This window comes from Actinokineospora fastidiosa (assembly GCF_014648415.1).
Taxonomy (GTDB): Bacteria; Actinomycetota; Actinomycetes; order Mycobacteriales; family Pseudonocardiaceae; genus Actinokineospora; species Actinokineospora fastidiosa.
In genome coordinates this window covers 162,043-181,730 of record NZ_BMRB01000009.1, presented here as the reverse complement: position 1 = coordinate 181,730, position 19,688 = coordinate 162,043, and the positions used below count along the sequence as shown (strand labels likewise).

The 19,688-nt window shown below is 70.3% G+C and carries 8 protein-coding genes; 2 read left to right on the top strand and 6 right to left on the bottom strand.

Translation table 11 applies throughout. From position 1 onward, the window contains the following. Positions 1–305: 305 nt before the first annotated feature. From IEY98_RS30310 to metK, 6 genes are all read right to left on the bottom strand, one after another. Positions 306–650, bottom strand: coding sequence for an Imm8 family immunity protein (locus IEY98_RS30310; RefSeq protein WP_189214109.1), 345 nt, complete (start codon positions 648–650; stop codon positions 306–308). A gap of 2 nt (positions 651–652) precedes the next feature. Beyond that, positions 653–6,340 carry an RHS repeat domain-containing protein gene (locus IEY98_RS30305; RefSeq protein WP_189214108.1) on the bottom strand — a complete coding sequence of 1,896 codons (5,688 nt, stop codon included), beginning with the start codon at positions 6,338–6,340 and terminating at the stop codon, positions 653–655. 21 nt (positions 6,341–6,361) lie between these two features. Then, positions 6,362–13,162 carry a LamG-like jellyroll fold domain-containing protein gene (locus IEY98_RS30300; protein WP_189214107.1) on the bottom strand — a complete coding sequence of 2,267 codons (6,801 nt, stop codon included), beginning with the start codon at positions 13,160–13,162 and terminating at the stop codon, positions 6,362–6,364. Positions 13,163–13,721: 559 nt separating this feature from the next. Then, the gene (gene helR, locus IEY98_RS30295; RefSeq protein ID WP_189214106.1) at positions 13,722–15,902 is read right to left on the bottom strand and encodes an RNA polymerase recycling motor ATPase HelR; all 2,181 of its coding nucleotides are present in this window, start codon (positions 15,900–15,902) and stop codon (positions 13,722–13,724) included. Between the two features lie 123 nt (positions 15,903–16,025). Then, a complete protein-coding gene (locus IEY98_RS30290; RefSeq protein ID WP_189214105.1) occupies positions 16,026–17,006 on the bottom strand; it encodes a carbohydrate kinase family protein in 981 nt (326 codons plus the stop codon). Continuing rightward, positions 17,003–18,184: a methionine adenosyltransferase gene (gene metK / locus IEY98_RS30285; RefSeq protein ID WP_189214124.1), complete on the bottom strand. Its 1,182-nt coding sequence runs from the start codon at positions 18,182–18,184 to the stop codon at positions 17,003–17,005. Before metK ends, IEY98_RS30290 begins: the two co-directional genes overlap by 4 nt. Before the next feature lie 124 nt (positions 18,185–18,308). Here metK and IEY98_RS30280 point away from each other — a divergent pair, with 124 nt between their 5' ends. Further along, positions 18,309–18,923 (top strand): RNA polymerase sigma factor, encoded by a 615-nt coding sequence (locus IEY98_RS30280; RefSeq protein ID WP_189214104.1) that lies wholly within the window; start codon positions 18,309–18,311, stop codon positions 18,921–18,923. Continuing rightward, a complete protein-coding gene (locus tag IEY98_RS30275; RefSeq protein ID WP_189214103.1) occupies positions 18,920–19,684 on the top strand; it encodes a methylated-DNA--[protein]-cysteine S-methyltransferase in 765 nt (254 codons plus the stop codon). Before IEY98_RS30280 ends, IEY98_RS30275 begins: the two co-directional genes overlap by 4 nt. Positions 19,685–19,688 lie beyond the last annotated feature (4 nt).

Below are 19,688 nucleotides of genomic sequence, written 5' to 3'. Positions count from 1 at the left end.
GCACGACCGCTACGGTCGTGGCGGGGTTTATCGAGGACCGTCGAACTCGACCTGCGGTTCTTTCTCGGCCGGTTCCTGCCGCGCTCCCTCGAGCGCCCTGCCTGCTGTCCGCATACGGCGTGCCCGCATCGCGGGCACCGACCGGCGCTCCCGGCGCCCGCACCTGGCCACGGTGCTTTCGACCTGTCCGTCAGCGCAGGTCTTGCTGACCTTCACCGCCGAAGACCCCGAACAGCGCGTCAGGCGGGTCGCGCCAACACGGCGACCGGGCAGCCGTTGAAGTCGACAGTCGCCCGGTCGCGCCGTCAGTCCTCCCCCTCCATCTCCCCCAGCCTGCCCAACCGCCGAGCCACGTCGGACCAGGTCAGTCCGGCAACACGTTCGACGCGGGCGCGGATCAGGTCGAGCACCGCGCCGACCCTCAGGTGTTCGACGACCACCACGCCTTGGCCGAACACGACCCCCAGTGCCTCCAGTCGACGGGCCAGGGCGTTCGGCGTCATCACCTCGAACTGCAGCGACTCCTCGCCCTCACCGCCCTTCGGCCCGACGAGCGCTACGATCAGCACCGCATCGTCGTCGGGGAAGTCAGCCGTCGGGTCGGACAGATCAATGTCGGGTGAGATAAAGTGCTTGACCTCAGCGTGCACCACTACGGCCCTTCCACGATCACCAGGTGACCGTTCCCCTGCCACCTCTTCGTGACCTGACCTTCATATCTCGACTCGAAGTTGGCGTACATACCGGGGCCACCATACTCGTCCGGGTTGTTCGGCTTCATCGACGGCGGGCGGTACTGGCGCAGGCCGTCCGCGCTGACCAGTGTCCGGCCATCGCTGGCGCGCTTGTAGCCCGGTCCCACCCATGCCATCCCCATGAGGTCCGCCTCATTTCGCGTGGCCTTCAGGCCGGGAATCGTGTAGTTGTGCTTCGACAATCGAATTTCCCGCAACGCCCCGGCCAGTTCCATTTCACGGTGAACCGTTATCCCCGCGACCAGCCTCGGCGAACTCGTCTGGCCCCCGCGTGCGCCCGCGCTCCGACCGGCAGGCAGCTTGCCGCCGAGACCCGCGGCCACCGCCTCGGCCAGGGTGACCCGGTTGAGCGGATCCTCGACCAGGCAGTTGCACAGCGCGGCGGCCACCGGGTTGTCGACGTGGCAGACAAGCCACTTGCAGTAGTCGGATCGGAACATCTCCACGATCCACAGGGGGTGTCCCTGCAGGAGCATTTCCATGGAGAAGGCGTTCACCACGTTCTTGGTCGCCGAGTATTCCCAGTAGGCGTAGGCCTCGGGGCTGTCGTCGTCCTTCAGGACGCGCTTGCCGTCGTTGGCGATGGTGCTGATCACCGCCGCTGTGACTTCTTCCTCCTGGGTCGGCTGGTGCGGCCCGGGGTTTCCGGAGCCTTTCCCCGGCAGATTGGGGTTGGGCCCCTTGCCGCCCCTGCAGTCGAAGTCCGGGCACGAGTGGACCTGGCCGGTGGGGTCGGACATGGTGACCGGCGTGTTGCCCGCATAGGCGTAGGAACTCCACTGCGTGGGGTCCCCGGTGTCCATCACCGGATCCACGGAGACGAACCGGCCGAACTCGGCGTCGTACGCACGCGCGCCGATCTCGATCAGCCCGGTGCTCGCGTCCCGGATCCCGCCGACGAAAGCGCGGTCGCCCGCGAGGTCCGGGACCGCGGTGCCGCGGGGTGCGCCGAAAGGCAACTGCCGACGCTTGGTGACGGCCATCGTGGAACTTTCCACGGCGATCTGCGAGGTATCCTGACGGTCGCTAGCGAGCCAGGTCAGAGTGGCGCCGCGGCGCATCGCCACGACTTCCCCGCCGTGCCGGTAGTAGCGGGTGACGGTCGCGGTCGTCCCACCCTCGGGCAGCCGGATCTCCTGTCCGCCCAAGTACAGCGTCGTCGCGTCCGGTGCTTTCCGCAGCAACCTCGTGCCGTCGGCGGTGTAGACGAACGACGTCTCGGAGCCGGCGGTGCCGACCTGACCGACCCTCCCTTCCGCGTCCCACTCGATGGTCTGCTCGACGGACCCGACGCGGCGGCTCACGGTGTTACCTGAGGCGTCGTGCCCGAACTCGTCGACGGACGTGCCGTCGGGCCCGACCGAGGTCACCGCTTCGAGCGCGTGCGGCTTCCCCGCCTCCGGGTACGCGTAGGTGCGTGTCAGGTCACCGCCAGCCGAGTGCTGTACCTCGGTCTTCCGGTTGCTCGACGCGTCATAGGTGTACGAGTGCCAGTACGGCGCCGGGCCGCTGAGCTCCGCCGTGGCGGGTCGGGCGGAGCAATCGTGCCGCGGGGTCCACGCCTCGGTAAGCCGCCGGAGATGGTCGTACCGGAAGCACTGCAGGTCGCGCGGCTGGCCGATCGGCTGGTCGACGATGGACGTGACGTTGCCCGCGGGATCGTAGGTGTAGTTGACGTCCGACTGCATCGGAGCAGGCACCTCGGCGTCGACTATGGACCGGTTGAGCCTGCGGGTGTCGGTTTCGTAGTACCTGCTCAGCCACGTGCGTCTGCCCGGTGAGCCGAGGTGGATGCGGGATACCTCGCCGTACTTGGTGTACGTCGTGGCGGAGACGATGTCGTCGGTGCCCGCCTCGGTCGTGATCGGCCTGCCCAACGCGTCGAAGGCGTAGGTCACGGCCTCACCGGCCGTGATGCCCGCGGCAGGGACCGGTGGCATGGTCTCCCCGGCGAGCCTGCCGTCGAAGGTGTAGGTGTAGTCGGTGGTGTACGTGCCCGCCAGCGCGCCCTCGACCTCGGGCACGGTCACCGACGAGCGGCTCGGCGCGTACAGCGGCGTGTACGAGTCGACCGCCGTTGTGTAAGCGTGGCCGTCGACGAACCGGGTCGATGTCGCGGGCATCCCCTTGCCGAAAAGCGCCGTGTCATACGTCCGCCGCTGCAGCAGTGGGCCGTTGAGGTCGCCCTGCCGGACCTCGATCTTGCGCCCGAGACCGTCATAGCGGTAAGCGAGCGTCGTCCCCCGCGCGTCGGTCGTGGAATCCAGCCGTCCCGCGAGGCCGTACTTGGAGGTGGTGGTGCCCTTGTCGGGGTCCTCGAAGCGCACGATGTCGCCACGCACGTCGTAGGCCCAGCGCCACCGGTTTCCCGCGGCGTCGGTCGCGGTGGCCATGCCCCCCGACGGCGCATAGGTGAACACCGTGCTGTCGAACGCGCCCGTCGGGGTAGGAGCCGCGTACCGGCGCAGCTCCGTCGTGCGGCCCAGAGCGTCGACGATGGTCGTCGTGGCAGTACCACCAGCCGGTGGTGTCCGGTGGACGCGGTCGCCCTCGTATGCCGTCGTCGTCCGCCATCGCTCGGTGCTGCCGGTCTTGACGATCTGCGCGACCTGCCTGCCCGCTCCGTCGTACTCGGTGAACGTCAGCGAGGGCACATCGACGTCCGATGCCGCCCACAGCGTGGTGTCGACCGGGCCGGCGTTGAAATAGGGCCTGGTCTCCTTGACGACACGCCCCTGGGAGTCATAGACCGTGTCGGTCATGAGGCGCCCACCGTCGGTCGGCACCTGCGTCTGGCGTTCGCGGTGCAGGCCGTCGTAGATCGCGGTCGACACCAGGTAGGTGCCGTCCGTGTTGATCGAGGATGTGGTGATCGACGACGGCTTGTCGTTGTGGACGGCGTAGGCGTACTTGGTGCTCGGGCCGTAGCCTGCGCTGGGCCGGTTCGGCAGCCAGATCGACACGGTGCGGCCGAGCGGATCGTACCGAGCCTCGGTGGTGTTCCCGTTCGGATCACGGATCTTGGTGGTGAGACCGCGCGCCTTCTCCATGGTGACGGTCGTCGTCCCGATCGGGTTGGTCGTCTTGACCTGGGTGACCGGTCCCCCGGTGGCCGGGGTGAACGCGATGGTCGTGGTCACGTCCAGGGCGTCGGTCACCGCGATCGGACGCCCGTGGACGTCGTACTCCGTGGTGCTCGTCGTTTCGTAGACGGGGCCGGACGCCGGGCGCTCGCGCAGTGTCTCGATCCGGGTCACGTTGCCCACGGTGGGCGCCGCACCGAAGCCACCGTCGTCGTAGGCGACCCGGCGGTCCGAGATCGCGTGGTCCGGGAACACCGGGGTCTGGGAGCAGCTGACGGCCACCGTCTCCGAACGATGCACTAGCGACATCCGCCGCGTCGTGTTGCGCGCGTACGAGGTGCGGGTGCAGCGGTCGTCGGCCGCGATGGCCAGGTCGCCGAGGTCGTTGACCATCGTGGTCTGGCCCCACTCGTCGTGGGTGTGCTCGACCCGAGTGATCCGCCAGCCCGAGGGCACGGCGGTGTGGACGTCGGTGGCGGCCGTGTGCACCATGTAGGCCTCGAACTCACCCCGGACGGCGGTGGGACCCCGCCAACCCGGGGTGTGGATGGCGGTGTCGACCACAGTCTCGGACTGCCCGAGGTGCGTCTTGCGCTCGAACGCGAAGCCGTTGAGCCAGTCGTGGTCGACGCGGGCGACGCCACGCGAGTCGGTCACCGAGGTGTTCCGGGCGCCGCTCGGCAGCTTGTCACCGTGCATGCCCCGGAAGAAGCGGTGCTCGATCATGGTGACCGGGCTGGTGTCGTCCGGGTCGCCGCGGTGGACGCGGACCCGGCCGTAGCCGCGGAACTCGTCCCAGGTCTTCTTGTCCGGCTTGGTGAACTCCGACTGGCTGAAGTGCCATGCCGCGCCATCGAGGTACTCGTAGCGGGTGAGCTGATCGGCGTTGACCGCCAGCCGGTCCGACACCCGGATGGTGTCGACGACGTACTTGTGGAAATGGTCGGTCCGCTGCGCGAAGTCCTTCTTGCTCCACGTCACCGGGAAGCAGCGCAATGCGTTGGACTCGGGGCTCACAGGCATGGACACGCCCGCGACGCAGTCCGGAGCGGCGTAGGAGATGTCGACGATGCCCCCGGACTCGGAGACGATCCCGGTGACCCGGTAGCGGTTGAGCGGTCCGACCCCGTCGACGCTCTCGACGCGGTTGGGCATCTTCTTGCCCTCGAAGGTCACCGGCGGCAATGCCGCGGTGCCGCCCACGTGCCCGGTGTGGGTGATGCTCTTGAGCCACAGCGCGGCCTTCTCACCATCACCCGGATCGGGGTACTGATGGTCGAGCGCCCATGAGTCGACATCGACGTGCGCCGTGCCCGACCAGGTCCGCGTCGTGATCCTCGCCAGGCGCTTGGTCGACCAGAACGTGGGTGCGTGCCGGTCGGCGCAGGTGGGGGTGTCGCACTTCTCCGCCCACGGGACGTCCGGCCAGTTCTCCTTCTTGTCGGGGGCGCACTGGCTTCCCGGCACGCACCGGTCCGCGCTGGTGAACTCGACCACGGCGAGCGCGGGACCCGTGCCACCGTCCCGCAAGCCGTACTCCGCCTTGCGCAGCGTGCCCGCCCGCACATAGGACACCGCGGTGTCCTCCAGGTTGCGGCCGTAGGAGTTGGTCTCCTTTTCGTAGCTGTAAACGATGACGTTGCCGTGCGGATCGACGACGCGGTCAAGGTTCCAGCGCCACGCCTGCGCGCAGGACGAGGCGGCGAAGGTCGCACCGTGGCACGGTTCGCCGACGTCGTCGCCGAACACGGGCACCGTCCAGGTGGAGCCCGCCGCCTGGCTGGAGCCGTAGAAGTACTGCGTGCCGTCGGTCTTGGTGACCTTCCAGTGCTCGCCGTCGTCGTCGCCGTTGGCGGCCCCGGTCATGCGCTCGACGCGGGAACCGTCGTCGTCCTTCAGCCGCCAGCCGTCGGCGCCCTTGACCAGGGCACCGAGCGTGCCGGTCGCGTTGTCGGTGCGCCAGCACAGGTCGCCGGTCTGCGGCGGCGTGGTGCCGCCCTCGGTGTCCTCGGCGCACCCGCCGTACGAGCGCTCGATGAAGCCTGCCGACAGGTTCCAGCCGTCGCCGACCCACGACGCCTGATTGTTCGTCGCGCTGGTCAGGCCGTCGACCGCGGACGACCGGTAGGACAGGTTGAAAGCCGGGACGAGCCCACCCGGGACCTGCGGCATGCGCAACGGGTAGGACCAGGAGAAGTCCCCGGTCTGCTCAGCGACCGACCACGACGCCGATGCCGAGAACGGCGTCTTGGCGAACGTGCCGACACCGTCCGGCGGGCCTGCGGCCGAGGGCTGGTCGCCGCTCAGCGCGTTGGTAGTGGCCTGATCAGCTTCCCTAGGCCCCATCGACGGCGCCGTGACCGGCACGCTCGGGATCGCGGGATCGGTGACCGAAGGCCCGCCTTCGGCCACCGCGGACGGCGGCCTCGGCGCGCCGACCGCGGTGGCTGTCGTGAGGGCCATGGTCAGGGCAAGGGCGTGGGTCAGGAGACGAGTTCGCATGGACGTTCCTGGGGAGTCGGATCAGGCTGAGGGGAACTGGGCGGTGACCACGGGCACCGAGCGGGCCGCATGTCCGAGGACACGGTCAAGCGGCCTGGCCTCGCAGTCCTGTTCGACCGAGACGAACAGGGTGCCGGGGGCACCGCAGCGGCGCAGTGTCGTGGCGTCCGGGGCGCTGAGCGGAGCCGTCCACACCCAGCCGATGCCGCCGAGCACGCGCTTGCCCTCACACGCCGGGTCCACCGAGGAGAAGACGTCCTCGCCGTCGCGGCAGCTGAACAGGCGGGTGGTGCCCGCCTGCTCGACCAGCGAGACGAACGAGACGACCCCGACCGCGGCGTGGCCGGGCGGCGCGCCGTGGATCGTCTCGTGGTGCTCCCAATGCGGGACGCGGTGGCCATAGCGGGCCAGAGCCGCGTACGCGGGCACATGACCCAGGAGCCCGTCCGATGTCGCGCCGTCGCACGCGTGGGCGTCGAAGCGCCGTTGGTCCGCGGCGACGCAGCGGTGCAGAGGCAGGGTGGGGATGTTCGTCGGCTTGACCGAGTACACCCTGCCGACCTGGCCGACCACCTGCTGCCCGGCGCACGCCGGGTCGGTCGAGGTGAAATCACCGACCGCGTCCCGGCACCCGTGCAGCATGACGGTGTTCGGGCCGTCCTGCGCCGGAACGCCCATCGGGGTCTCGAAGTGGAAGCCGGGCCGAACCGAGTCCCCGGTGCTCGCGGTGTACCGGTTGCCTTCGTCATCGACGAACCGGCCGAGCTGACCCTGCGGCGGGGCAGGCCACGTCGCCAGGTTCGCGACGTGCTCCGGGGTCGTCACGCCCATCCAGCTGAGCACCTCGTCGACCGTGCCGTCCATCAGGTGCGCCGGTTGCCCGTTCACCTTGCCCCGGCCGATCACCGCGGGCCCGTTCAGCCACCAGGACACGACGTTGTCCGTGACACCGGACAGCGCGCCATTGACGTAGAGCCGCAGCTGGCGTGCGCTGCCGTCGTAGACACCGGCCAGGTGTGTCCACTCGCCCGCCACCGCCGGTCCCGCCGATCCCGCGTACCGCAGCTCGTGGTCGTCGGAGTCGGAGTCGGGGATGCCGAACGCCCACCGCCGCGCCTCGTGGCGGTACTGGAGGACGAACCCGCTGGTACGGAGTCCGTCCTGGCTGAGGATGGTCTGGGTGCGATCCACGTTGTCCAGTCGCACCCAGGCGGCCACGCTGAAACTGCTCTTCAGCGACGCGGCCGTGTACCGGGCGACAGCTGAGCCGGTGACCCCGTCCAGGGCGAGGGCGGCGTCGTGGACACCCGGCACATACGACGTCCCGGTCGGCGAGAGGGTCAGGTAGTTCTGACGCCAGTAGCTGTCGTCGGTGGTCGAGTCGAGTTTCCAGTAGCTCATCGACGCGGCCGGGGCATCGGCGTGCAACCGGCTGACCTCACCAGCGCCGAGCGACCGGCTGAATGTGCGGACATCGTCGACACCGCGAGCGTAGAAGTCCGTGTTCTGCCCGTTCCACTTCGACCGTCCGAACGTCATGGGACCGGACGACGCGAAGGGCGTCACGTCGGTCATGGCGCCTGCGAGATGTCCGTCGACGTACAAGCGCAGCTGCCTGCTCGCCGCGGTGTAGGTGACGACCAGGTGGCTCCACTCGCTGATGTGGGCCTGCTTCTCCGATGTCAGTACCGCGACCGGCGGGTTGTCCTGGTCCAGTCTCGGGACCAAAACCGCCCACTTCTTGGTCGCGCCGTTGAATTGGAGCATGAACGCGCTGGCGCGGTTGCCGTCTTGGGCCACCACGGTGCGGTTTCCCCCGGTCGTGGTGGTCAGGTATGTCCACGCCGCGACCGAGAAGTCGCGCGCGGTGTCCAGAGCGGGTGCAGCGGTCTGCGCGTAGCCGGTAGTGCCGTCGAACCAACCGGCTTTGCCCGCGCGTCCGCCGATGCGCTCAGCACCGCCGTGCATCGTGGCCGTCTGAGCACCGGGCCGGACGTCGGCCACCGTCGTGCCATCGAGCTCATCGAACAACCAGTGGTTCTTCGGCGTCGGCAGCTCCGCGGGCAGGTTCTCGTCGACCGAGGGCGGGAAGCCGCCGTAAAGGGACTCCACCCTGGGCTTGTCGAAGGCCCCGGCGTAGACGCGGACATCGTCGACCTTGCCCGGCCAGTACTCGCCCACGGCGCCCGCGCTCTTCCCCCGACCCGCGACCAGCCCGCCTTCGGAGTGCCACTTCGTCTCCAGCGTGCCGTCGCCTTGGCGGTCGCCGTTGACGTAGATCCACGTCTTGCCGGTCTGGACGTTGTACACACCGACCAAGTGCACCCAGGAGCCGAAGTCGGCGGTCTCGGTCGACACCGACGCCTTCGTCACCTCGGTCTCGCCGCTCGCCTCCGGCAGTTCGAAGGTCCACCGGCCGTAGGGGAACTCGCGGCTGGCGACGTGGCCAAGGCGGAACTTGCTCTTCGCCGGTCCGTCCAGGCTGATCGCCGAGCGGATGCACACGTCATGCTCGCCGAAGTCGCACTGCACCGTATCGGGCAGGTAGACCCAACCGGACACCGTGAAGCTGTCATCGGTGCGCAGGTCTACCCCGGTTGTGGCTGCGACGCCGGTGGCGCCGTCGAAGGACAGGCCGTTGCCGAGCCTGCCGGGGACGTGCGCGACACCGCCGGTCAGCGTCGCCGCCCGCGCGCCCGCGGAATCCCCCGCCCGTGTCCCGCTGGGCTCCTCGAAGGCCAGGTGGTGCACCAGCGCGGTGTCCCGGCCGGACATCACCCGGATCTCGTCGGCGAACAGCGCGCGCGAATGCACACTGACGTCATCGATCGCTCCGGCGAAGTAGGCCAGGTAGCCGCGCTCGGACTTGCTGCGCCCGATCTGGAAGCCTCCGGTCCCCGCGGACGCGGTGGTCGTCCTGACGCTCGACCCCACCTGAACACCGTTGACGTACAGCTGCATGAGTTGGACGTCCGCGTCGTACACGGCGACCACATGCGACCAGACACCGGCCTGCACGGCGGACCCCCGGACGGTGTCGCGCACCCCGCCGCGCGGGAGGGTGTGCTCGTACGTCGAGAAGTTCCAGCGACCGTCTCCGCCTGCGAACAAGCCGAAGGACGGGGTCAGTTCCCCGTCCTGTGACAGGACGGCACCGCCTCCGGAAGCGGTATCCGGCTTCACCCACGCGGCCACCGAGAAACTGCGGGAGGTGTCGACGACGTGCGGTGCCGCGATATGCCCGCTTGTGCCGTCGAGCCGAACGGCCAGGTCGGTGTGCGAGGGCGCCGAACTCTGCCCGCCGGTCCAATCCAGGCCGGTGGTCGACGGAATGCCGTTCAACCCGCGCTGGGGATCGGCGTCGGCGGCGTCGCCGTCCAGCCGCCACTGGGCGAGATCGACGGCGTCGCCGCTGACGATGCCCTGGATCTCGTCGGCGCCAAGCACCCGGCTGTAGAGCCGGACCTCATCGATGCCACCGGTCCACCGGTCGACCCAGGCGCCGCCCCATTGCGAGCGGCCGATGTTGAGCGCGCCCGTGGCGTTCCAGGCCGCGGTGATCGGCGTCTCACCGACCTTGTGGCCGTCCACGTACAGCGTGGCCACTCCCGCGGCCGGGTCGTGCACCGCGGCCAGGTGCGTCCAGTCGTTCAGGTCGACGGCGCCGACCGCGGACGCCGGGGAGCTGGCCCAGCCGGACACGTCGCCGTCGGCCTTGGTGGTCACGAACTTCCACTGCCTGCCGCGAATGCCCAGGAGGAACGCGCTCCCCGTCTGGCCTGCCTGGCTGACCACCCCGTATGAACGGTCATCGGCGAGTTCTCCGGTGAACTTGGCCCAAGCGGTCACCGTGTACGCGCCGTCGGTGCGCAGCATCGGCCCAGCGGTCGTGGCAGCGCCCGGCAGGGTGGTGAACATGGCGCGATCCACCGCGCCACCGCTTCCGAAGGAGGCGCCGGGCTGAAGAACGAGCGCTTCGCCGCCCGCTGCCTCGTTCGCGGCCGTTGTGCCCTCGACCTCATCGAACTTCCAGTGCGCGACCCGCACGTTGTCCCGACTCACCGCGGCCTTGATCTCGGCCTCGGTGAGCTCCCGGTCGTAGAGCTTCACCTCATCGATCCCGCCGCGCCACGGGTCGGCCCACTGGCCGTCCCGCCACACTCGGCCGATCGACACCTCGCCCCCGGCCGACCAGGTCGGGTGGGTCCAGGATCTCGTGCCCGCCAAACTGCCGTTGACGTAGATACGCGCCTGATTGTTCACCGTGTCGCGCACACCGGTGATGTGTGTCCAGGCCCCTGCCTGTGCCGGGAGGGTGGACAACACCCAGTCGCTCTCTCCTTGGGCCACGTCCGAGATTCCGCCGCCGAACGCCCAGAAGCCACCCTGGGCCGCGTCCCCCGGCACTTTGGGTCGATACCCCAGTGCGAAGCCCGGCAGGTTCTGCCCACTCTGACTCACCGCTATGCGGGGCACACCGCTGGACTCATCGAGCCGGACCCACGCGGAGACGGTGTGCCCCAGCGAAGTGGGAAGCGCGGTGGGCGCGGTGGCGTGCTGGTTGCCGGTGCCGTCGAGGTGGATGCCCGAGCCGACCGCGGCCGCGGTGTAGTCCGGGTCACCGACGACCACGCCATCGCGGGCACCGAGGTAGGCGGTGTCCTCGGCGTCGGACTCCAGCGGCCAGTGCGCTAGCGGACCGTTGCCGGGACGGACGTAGAAGTGGTGCACCGCCATCGGGCTCCGGTTGCCCGCACGGTCAGCGCTCTGCACATACAGGTCCTGCGGGCCGTCCCCGGGCGGGGTCAGCGGTGGCGTCTGCGCCCCCCGTCCCAGCTCGACAGCGTCGACCCACTGGGTGGGCGGGTCAGACCACCCGTAGTAGTAGCCCGCGATGTCGTCGTCCCACTCGTCCGGCTTCGACGCACCGGGGCCGAACCCGAAGGTGGCCGCGACGCCGGGCCCGCCGTGCCAGGCGTTGTCGGCCGGGTAGAGCGCCGAGTACACGGTCGGTTTCTGGTACGGGGCGTAACGGTCGACATAGAAGTCGCGCTGAACACCGCCGATGAAGCCGCTCGTGGCGCCCGCGCTGTCCCGGGCGCGGACGTACCACGACACCGACTCGCCGTGTCGCGCCGTCAGATCGATCGTCTTCGTCGCGACCGTGCCGGAGCCCTGCAGCGGATTGTCCCAGTCTGTGGTCTTCACGCCGTTGTAGTAGATGTCCCACTCGGGTTCGACCTGATCACCGTCCGGATCGGACAGTGTCGCCTTGAGCTGGAGCGACGAGTCACCGGTGTAGTACTTACCCGCGCAGCGCGCGCAGGTCTTGACGTCGGGAACGGTGTGCCGGTTGGTCGGATAGCCGGGGATGCCGTTGTACCTGACCTCCAGCTTGAACTCCGCGGGCACGTACTTGCGCCAGGCGTTCTGGTCGCTCTCGTCGACCGCGCGCAGGAAGTACGTCGAGGAGCCGTTCGGGTTCACCGAGGGGGCGCTGAACCCGACGTGCCTGTAGCCCTGGCAGCTGTCCCAGACGCTCGGGACGGCCGAGGTCCCGGCCGCGGTACCCGACGGCTGGTTGTTCCAGTTGGTGCCCGCGCCGATGCCCGAGGACGCGACGTAGAGCCGGTGCTGCTGTGTGTTGTACGAGCAGGACGGCCCGTACGCGACCGCGGCCTTCAACTGCACGCCGAGCACCTGGCTGCTGCCGACGAAACTGGTGTCGAACTGGAAGAAGGACCGGGTCACCAGGTTGCGCCCATAGGCTCGACCGACCCGGGCCGACGGGGAGGGCACGTAACCCTTCTCCTCCGGTTCGGAGTTCGCCCCGTTCCAGTGCGTGCCCTCGCGCATCGAGGTCGTGCCGTCGTCATAGACGGTGGTCCAGCCGGTCTTGTTCACCGTCCGCATGTCCGGGTCGATGATCACCGGGAAAACGGTGTCCGGGTCGTCCAGCATGGACTGGTCCGGGCGCAGGGTCAGCGTGTCCGCCGTGAGGTCGACAGCGACCACGGCGCCGTGCTGCAGCCGGGACTCCGCGGCGCGCTTCGCCGAGTCCCACATCACGGCCGTGGGAGCGGCGAACACGAGGTCACCGTCCCTGTCGTAGGCCTGCAGGCCCGCTATACCTTCATCGCGCAGCGTGACGCCGTAGGTCTTCATGCCGAACCGCACGGCGCGGAGGGCAGGGCTCTTCGCCGCCTCGCGGTCCTTCACGACCAGGTGCTGGGTGTAGCCGTCCAGGGTGGCCGTCATCACCAGGTCGACGCCGGGGAGGACATCGGGGTAGGTCGCCTCTGCGCCGTCGACCCTCGGCTCGGGCAGCCGCCCCGGCCAGGTCAGCTCGACGTGGGCGCTGTCGCCGCCAAGCCGCACCAACGGCTCGTCCGCACCGGCGGCAAACCGCACGTCGGCCGTGGTGGCGGCGGGCCGCAGGCCGTCTCCGCGCACCAGTGCGGTGTCCGGGGTGACCCAATCCGCGCCCTTGCGCACCCGAGTGGGGACCAGGCCGATCTCGGCGGACAGGGTGCCGTCCGGCTCGGCGAACACCGTCCGGGTCTCCGTGCGCGCCGCCAGCACCTCGACCCGCGATCCCTGGTTCCGCGCGGCGAGCAGCGCGGTCGCGGCGTCCTGGGCCTGCGCCACAGGCTCTCCGACCACCCGTTCCGGCGAGGGCGTGAGCGCGATGACGAGATCGGCGATCAGGGCGAGTGCCAGAGCCGTCAACGCCAGCTTCGCGGGCAGCGGTGTGCCGACGGGCACGCCCAAGCGGCCCGCCTTACGACGAGTTTTCAACGACTTCCCCAGTGGTCTGCGCATGTCCCCCGACACCACGCGACCCAAACGCAACGGCTCAGAGTGTGACACGTCCGGAACCGCGGTTTATCCGCCATTCGGGGCAATCACTCCTGCAGGCTCCACCCCGACCAGGCATCGCAACCCAAGCTCCCCGGTATCACCGACGGGCACGAGCCCGTTCACCCCCTCGCGAACACGCATCACCCGGTCGGGTGTTGCCTGGCGCAGCTTTCCAAGCCCGACCCGATCGTTCCGTGCCCGACGACGCGGAAGGGGAGATCACCGGAGGCGCCGGACTGGCCGCCAGCACGGATCGACTGTCCACCCAACACAACGGTTACCAGCAGGTGGGACCGGCGGCTGCCCGAAGCCCTGACCTGTCCGGCAACCCGGATACCCCGGTTGGCGAGGACTGGAGCCGAGCAGCCATGGGGGCGGGTGTCTCAGAACGTTGGCCGGGATCGTGCCTGCTCGCGGCGGTGCGGCTCGCGGGTCGTTGGGTTCTGGTGCCGAGTGCTCAGTGGAGCTGCGCGGGGAAGCCGCGCGGCCAGCCTCCGGGCGGAGGCTGGCCGGTTGGCCCCTAGCCGGAGTGGGTCACCGGTTCGGCCAGGCCGGACAGGGCTGCGGGTAGCGGGTCCTGGTGGAGGACGCCTAGGCGTTGGGTGGCTCGGGTTAGGGCTACGTAGAGTTCGGCTGCTCCTCGGGGGCTTTCGGTGAGGATGCGGGCGGGGTCGACCACCAGGACGGCGTCGAACTCCAGGCCCTTGGTTTGAGAGGGGGGTACTGCGCCGGGGACGCCTGGGGGGCCGATGACGATGCTGGTGCCTTCTCGGGTGGACTCTGATTCCGTGAAGGCGGCTATCTCGGTGGGGAGGTCGTGGGAGGTGACCTGCTTGGACCAAGGCTGGACGCCGCAGGAGCGGACGGAGTCGGGGGGTTGGACGTCGGGGGCGAAGTCGGCCAGGACTCCGGCGGCTACCGCCATGATCTCGGCGGGGGTGCGGTAGTTGACCGTGAGCTTGCGGTACACCCAGCGGTCGGGGACGTAGGGGTTCAGCATCGCGGCCCAGGTCTTCGCGCCTGCTGGGGAGCGGCGTTGGGCCAGGTCGCCTACTACCGTGAAGGAGCGGTTGGGGCAGCGGCGCATCAGGACTCGCCAGTCCATTTCGGACAGTTCTTGGGCTTCGTCCACCACCACGTGGCGGTAGGTCCAGTCGCGGTCGGCTGAGGCGCGTTCCACCAGGGTTCGGGTGTCGCGTTCGAGGAAGCGGTCGGCCAGGTCCTCGGCGTAGAGGAGGTCGGTGGCGTAGAGGTGGTCCTCGTCGTCCATGGAGTCCTGGCGGTCGACCAGCAGGTCCAGGACGCCCGCCGCGTACTCGGCCTCGGCCCTGCGTTCGCGTTCCGCGGTCCGGTCGGCGGACTTGTCGCGGCCCAGGAGGTCGACCAGCTCGTCGAGGAGCGGCACGTCGGACACGGTCCACGCGGCGCCGTCGGCGCGGTGCAGGGACTCGTCGGCGCCCGCGGCGCGCAGGCGGGTCGGGGACTCGTACAGCTCGGCCAGCAGCGACTCCGGGGTCAGGATCGGCCAGAGCTGGTCGATCGCCGCGGTGAACTTCTCGTTCTCCGCCAGTTCCTTGAGCAGGTCAGCGCGCAGCTGCTCCCAGCCGTCGCGGTCGTCGCGGGTGAGCCAGCCCCGGCCGATCCTGGCGATCGCGCGTTCGGTGATGACGTAGGTGACGATGTCGGTGAACACGGCGCGGGCCTCGTTGTGGGGCAGGCCGCTGGCGCGGGCCTCCTCCCTGGCCCACTCGGCGGTCGGGGCGTCGATGCGGGCGGTGGTGTCCGCCAGATCGATCAGCAGCGGTACCTCCGGCAGCCGCTGGCGGTCGGCGATGGCGGCCGCGAGCACGTCGAGGACCTTCAGCGAGCCCTTGATCCGCGCCGCGCGCTCGGTGTCCTCGGCTGTGACGCGCAGGCCGGGCACGAAGTCGCCGGTGGTCATGAACACCACGTCGGACTCGCCCAGCGACGGCAGGACGCGGCCGATGTGGTTCAGGAACGCCGGGTTCGGCCCGACCACGAGCACGCCGTGGCGCTCCATCCGCTCCCGCTGCGTGTAGAGCAGATACGCGACGCGGTGCAGCGCCACCACTGTCTTGCCGGTGCCCGGGCCGCCCTCGATCACCAGCACGCCCGGGTGGTCGAGGCGGATGATCTCGTCCTGCTCGGCCTGGATCGTCGCGACGATGTCGCGCATGCCCTCGCCGCGCGGCGCGTTCACCGCCGCGAGCAGGGCAGCGTCCCCGCGCTCCTCGCTGCTGGGGCGGCCGAGCACCTCGTCGGTGAAGTCGAGAACGCGCCGCCCGCGCGTGTGGAACTGGCGGCGGCGCCGGGTGTTCTCCGGGTTGACCGCCGTGGCGACGTAGAACGCGCGCGACGCGGGCGCGCGCCAGTCCAGCAGCAGCGGCTCGTAGCCGTTCTCCTCGTCGAAGATCCCGATCCTGCCGATGTAGGACACCTCGCCGGAGAGGCTGTCGAGCCTGCCGAAGCACAGGCCGTTGTCCGCGACGTCCAGCCGCCGGACCTCCTTGGCCAGGGCGCGGACCTCGTCGTCGCGCTCCATGGCCGTTCCGCCGGTTCCCCCGAGCGCGGCGGCGTGCTTCGCCTTCATCCGCGCGCGCTGGGCGTCGAGCCGCGTGTAGAGCCCGGCCACGTAGTCCTGCTCGGACCGCAGTTCCTCGTCGTACCCCTGAGTTGACACATGCCCCTCACAACGGCTAATCTGGCACCAGGTTCGGCGGGTTCTCCTGGTATTTCTGGAGAGCACGCCGATTTTCCATTCTCCGGACCGTGTCAAGTCCGGCTGTGCCGTCGACAGCCGCGATCAGGTGCGCAGCACGGCCTCGATGTCCCCGGCCGCGGTCGATCCGTAGGTGCTCGCGGCGCGTTTGGCGATGGCCGTGCGGTCGAGGGTGTACTCCTGGGTGCCGAGCGTCTCCAGCGCCGCCGTGGCCACGAGACAACCCAGCTGCGTCGCGCGTTCCAGGCCCAGGTTCCACGCCACGCCGTAGAGGAATCCGGCGCGGAAGGCGTCGCCCGCTCCGGTTGGGTCCACTGTGTCCAGTGGTGGGGCGGCCGGGACCAGGATCGGGTCGGCGCCCGCGCGGTCCACCCGCGCGCCGCGGTCGCCGAGGGTGGTGATCCAGGTGTCGACCCGGGCCAGCACGTCGCGGTCGGTCCACCCCGTCTTCTCCAGCAGCAGGGTGCGCTCGTAGTCGTTGGTGAAGAGGTAGCGGGCGCCGGTGACCAGGGACTCGATCGCGTCCGTTGGCAACCGGGCGAGTTGCTGGGACGGGTCTGCGGCGAAGGGCGCGCGGTGGTCCCGGCACTCGGCGGTGTGCCGGAGCATGGCGTCGGGGTCGTTCGGGGCGATGACGACCAGGTCGGCGCGGTCCGGGCCGGTGAGCACCGGGCGCAGGTCGATGTCGCGCGCCTCGCGCATCGCGCCCGCGTAGAACGAGGCGATCTGGTTCTGGTCCACGTCGGTGGTGCAGAGGAAGCGGGCGGTGTAGCGCTCGCGGGACACCCGAACGAACCCGATGTCGACGCCGCGGCGGCGCAGCCAGGCCGCGTAGTCGTCGAAGTCGCGGCCCACCGCGCCGACCAGCAGCGGGGCCATGCCCAGCGACGCCAGGCCGAAGGCGATGTTCGCGCCCACCCCGCCCCTGCGGATCGACAGCTCGTCCACCAGGAACGACAGGGACACCCGGGTCAGCTTGTCGGCGACCAGCTGGTCGGTGAACCGCGCGGGGAAGGTCGCCAGGTGGTCGGTGGCGATCGAGCCGGTGACGGCGATGCGCTTCACCCGCTCACCGCCAGTTTCAGGTCGTCGACCCGGTCGGTGCGCTCCCACGGCAGGTCGACATCGGTGCGCCCGAAGTGCCCGTAGGCGGCGGTCGGGGCGTAGATGGGCCGCAGCAGGTCCAGGTCGCGGATGATCGCGGCGGGGCGCAGGTCGAACACCTCGCGGATGGCCTCCTGGATCTTCACCGGGTCGGCGTTCTCGGTGCCGAAGGTCTCCACGAACAGCCCCACCGGGGCCGCCTTGCCGATCGCGTAGGCGACCTGGACCTCGACGCGGTCCGCCAGGCCAGCGGCCACGGCGTTCTTCGCCACCCAGCGCAGGGCGTAGGCGGCGGACCTGTCGACTTTGGACGGGTCCTTGCCGGAGAACGCGCCGCCGCCGTGGCGGGCCATGCCGCCGTAGGTGTCGACGATGATCTTGCGACCCGTCAGGCCCGCGTCACCCATCGGACCACCGATGACGAAGCGACCGGTCGGGTTCACCAGCAGGCGCACGCCCTCGGTGTCCAGCTCCAGGTTCGCCAGCTCGGGCAGCACGACCTGCTCGCGGACGTCCGCGCCCAGCAGGTTCTCCAGATCGATGCCCGCCGCGTGCTGCGACGACACCACCACCGTGTCCAGCCGCACCGGCCTGTCGCCCTCGTAGGCGATCGTCACCTGCGTCTTGCCGTCCGGACGCAGGTAGGGCAGCGCGCCCTGCTTGCGCACCAGCGTCAGCCGCCGGGTCAGGCGGTGGGCCAGGGCGATGGGCAGCGGCATCAGCTCGGGGGTGTCGGTGCAGGCGTAGCCGAACATGAGGCCCTGGTCGCCCGCGCCCTGGCGGGCGATCTCGTCATCGGCGTGCTCGACCCTGGACTCGTAGGCGGTGTCCACACCCTGGGCGATGTCCGGGGACTGCGCGCCGATGGCGACGTTGACACCGCAGGAGTTGCCGTCGAAGCCCTTGGCCGAGGAGTCGTAGCCGACGCCGAGGACGACCTCGCGCACGATCGCGGGGATGTCGGCGTAGGCGCGGGTGGTGACCTCCCCCGCCACGTGCACCTGGCCGGTGGTCACCAGCGTCTCCACCGCGACGCGGGAGCGCGGGTCCTGGGCCAGCAGCGCGTCGAGGATCGAGTCGCTGATGGCGTCGCAGATCTTGTCCGGATGCCCCTCGGTCACGGACTCCGAGGTGAACAGGCGTGTCGACACCGCATTCCTCCCTGTGTGCGCGGGTGGTGACCGGTGCCAGCCTGGCGGGCGGGGCTAAAGTTCCCGTCCACCCGCGTGCAACGCTCCGCGCCGGTCTGGTGTTCTGTTGGGTATGGAGGACTCGCGCGCAGGCACGCGGCCGCGGTCGGACGACCCCCACGCCGACCCGACGCTGACCCGCCTCGTCGAGGACCTCGACGAGGGGTTCGCCGTGCTCGTGCGCCACGAGGAGCGCGTCGTGTACTCCGTGGCCCTGCGCGTCACCGGGGCGCACCAGGACGCCGAGGACCTGGCCGCCGAGACGTTCCTGCGGGCCTACCGCGCCCTGCTCGGCTACGACGGCGAGCGCATCAGGGCGCTGCGGCTGCGGCCGTGGCTGCTGACGATCGCCATCAACACCTGGCGCAACTCGCTGCGCTCCGCCAGCAGGCACCCGGCCGCGATCCCGACCGCGGAGCTGCCCGAGCCGCGCTCGGACGGCCGCGGCGTCGAGCAGGCGGCCGAGAGCGCCGAGACCCAGCGCGAGCTGGGCGCGCTGCTGGCCCGCCTGCCCGCGCCCCAGCGGGCCGCCGTGGTGCTGCGGCACGTCGCCGGGATGTCGATCGGCGAGGTCGCCGAGGTGCTCGGCTGCCCGGAGGGCACCGCCAAGTCGCACGTGTCCCGCGGCCTGGCGTCCCTGCGCACCATCCATCGCAACGCCAGCCCCGCCGGAAGGAGGGCGATATGACCACCGAGGACCCGTTCGCGTTCGGCGACCTGACCGAGGAGCCGCCGCGCAGCCTGGTCGACCTGGTGTACGCGTCGTGGGTCGCCGTCCCCGGCCCGCTGGGCGAGGTGTTCCTCGCGTTCACCCGGCAGGGGGTCGAGTACGCCCGGCCCGCGGCCGCGCTGCCCGACGGCGACGGGGGGTTCCGCGCCGCGTACCGCGCCCGGTTCGGCCGCCCGCTGCGGCGCGCCGACGCCCCGCCCGCCGGCGTGCTGGCCGCGCTGAGCGGACGGCCGAGCCGGGCGCTGCGGCTGCACCTGCCCGGCCTCAGCGACTTCGAGCGGGCCGTGCTGGCCGCCACCCGGCGCATCCCCGCAGGCCAGACCCGGCCGTACAACTGGGTCGCCGCGCAGATCGGCAGGCCGAGGGCGGTGCGCGCGGTGGGCACGGCGCTGGGGAACAACCCGGTGCCGCTGCTCGTGCCCTGCCACCGGGTCACCAAGGCGACCGGGGAGCCCGGCGGCTACGTCTTCGGGCCCGCCATGAAGGAGCGGTTACTGCGCGCCGAGCGGGTCAACCTCGACGAGGTGGGCGACCTGGCCCGGCACCGGGTGTTCTTCATCGGCAGCGACACCACGCGCATCGTGTGCTATCCGACCTGCGCCAACGCCCGGCGGATCACCGAGCGCCACCGCAGGGGCTTCCGGACCGTCGAGGAGGCGCGGGCGCACGGCTACCGGCCGTGCAAGCACTGCGCCCCGGCCGCGGCGGCGCCCGCGTGAGCGG

What these genes read in the sequence shown, in the direction of transcription:
- IEY98_RS30305 (WP_189214108.1), bottom strand. Translation starts at nt 6,340, where the DNA reads ATGCGAACTCGTCTCCTGACCCACGCCCTTGCCCTGACCATGGCCCTC.
- IEY98_RS30300 (WP_189214107.1), bottom strand. Translation starts at nt 13,162, where the DNA reads ATGCGCAGACCACTGGGGAAGTCGTTGAAAACTCGTCGTAAGGCGGGC.
- IEY98_RS30280 (WP_189214104.1), top strand. Translation starts at nt 18,309, where the DNA reads ATGGAGGACTCGCGCGCAGGCACGCGGCCGCGGTCGGACGACCCCCAC.
- IEY98_RS30275 (WP_189214103.1), top strand. Translation starts at nt 18,920, where the DNA reads ATGACCACCGAGGACCCGTTCGCGTTCGGCGACCTGACCGAGGAGCCG.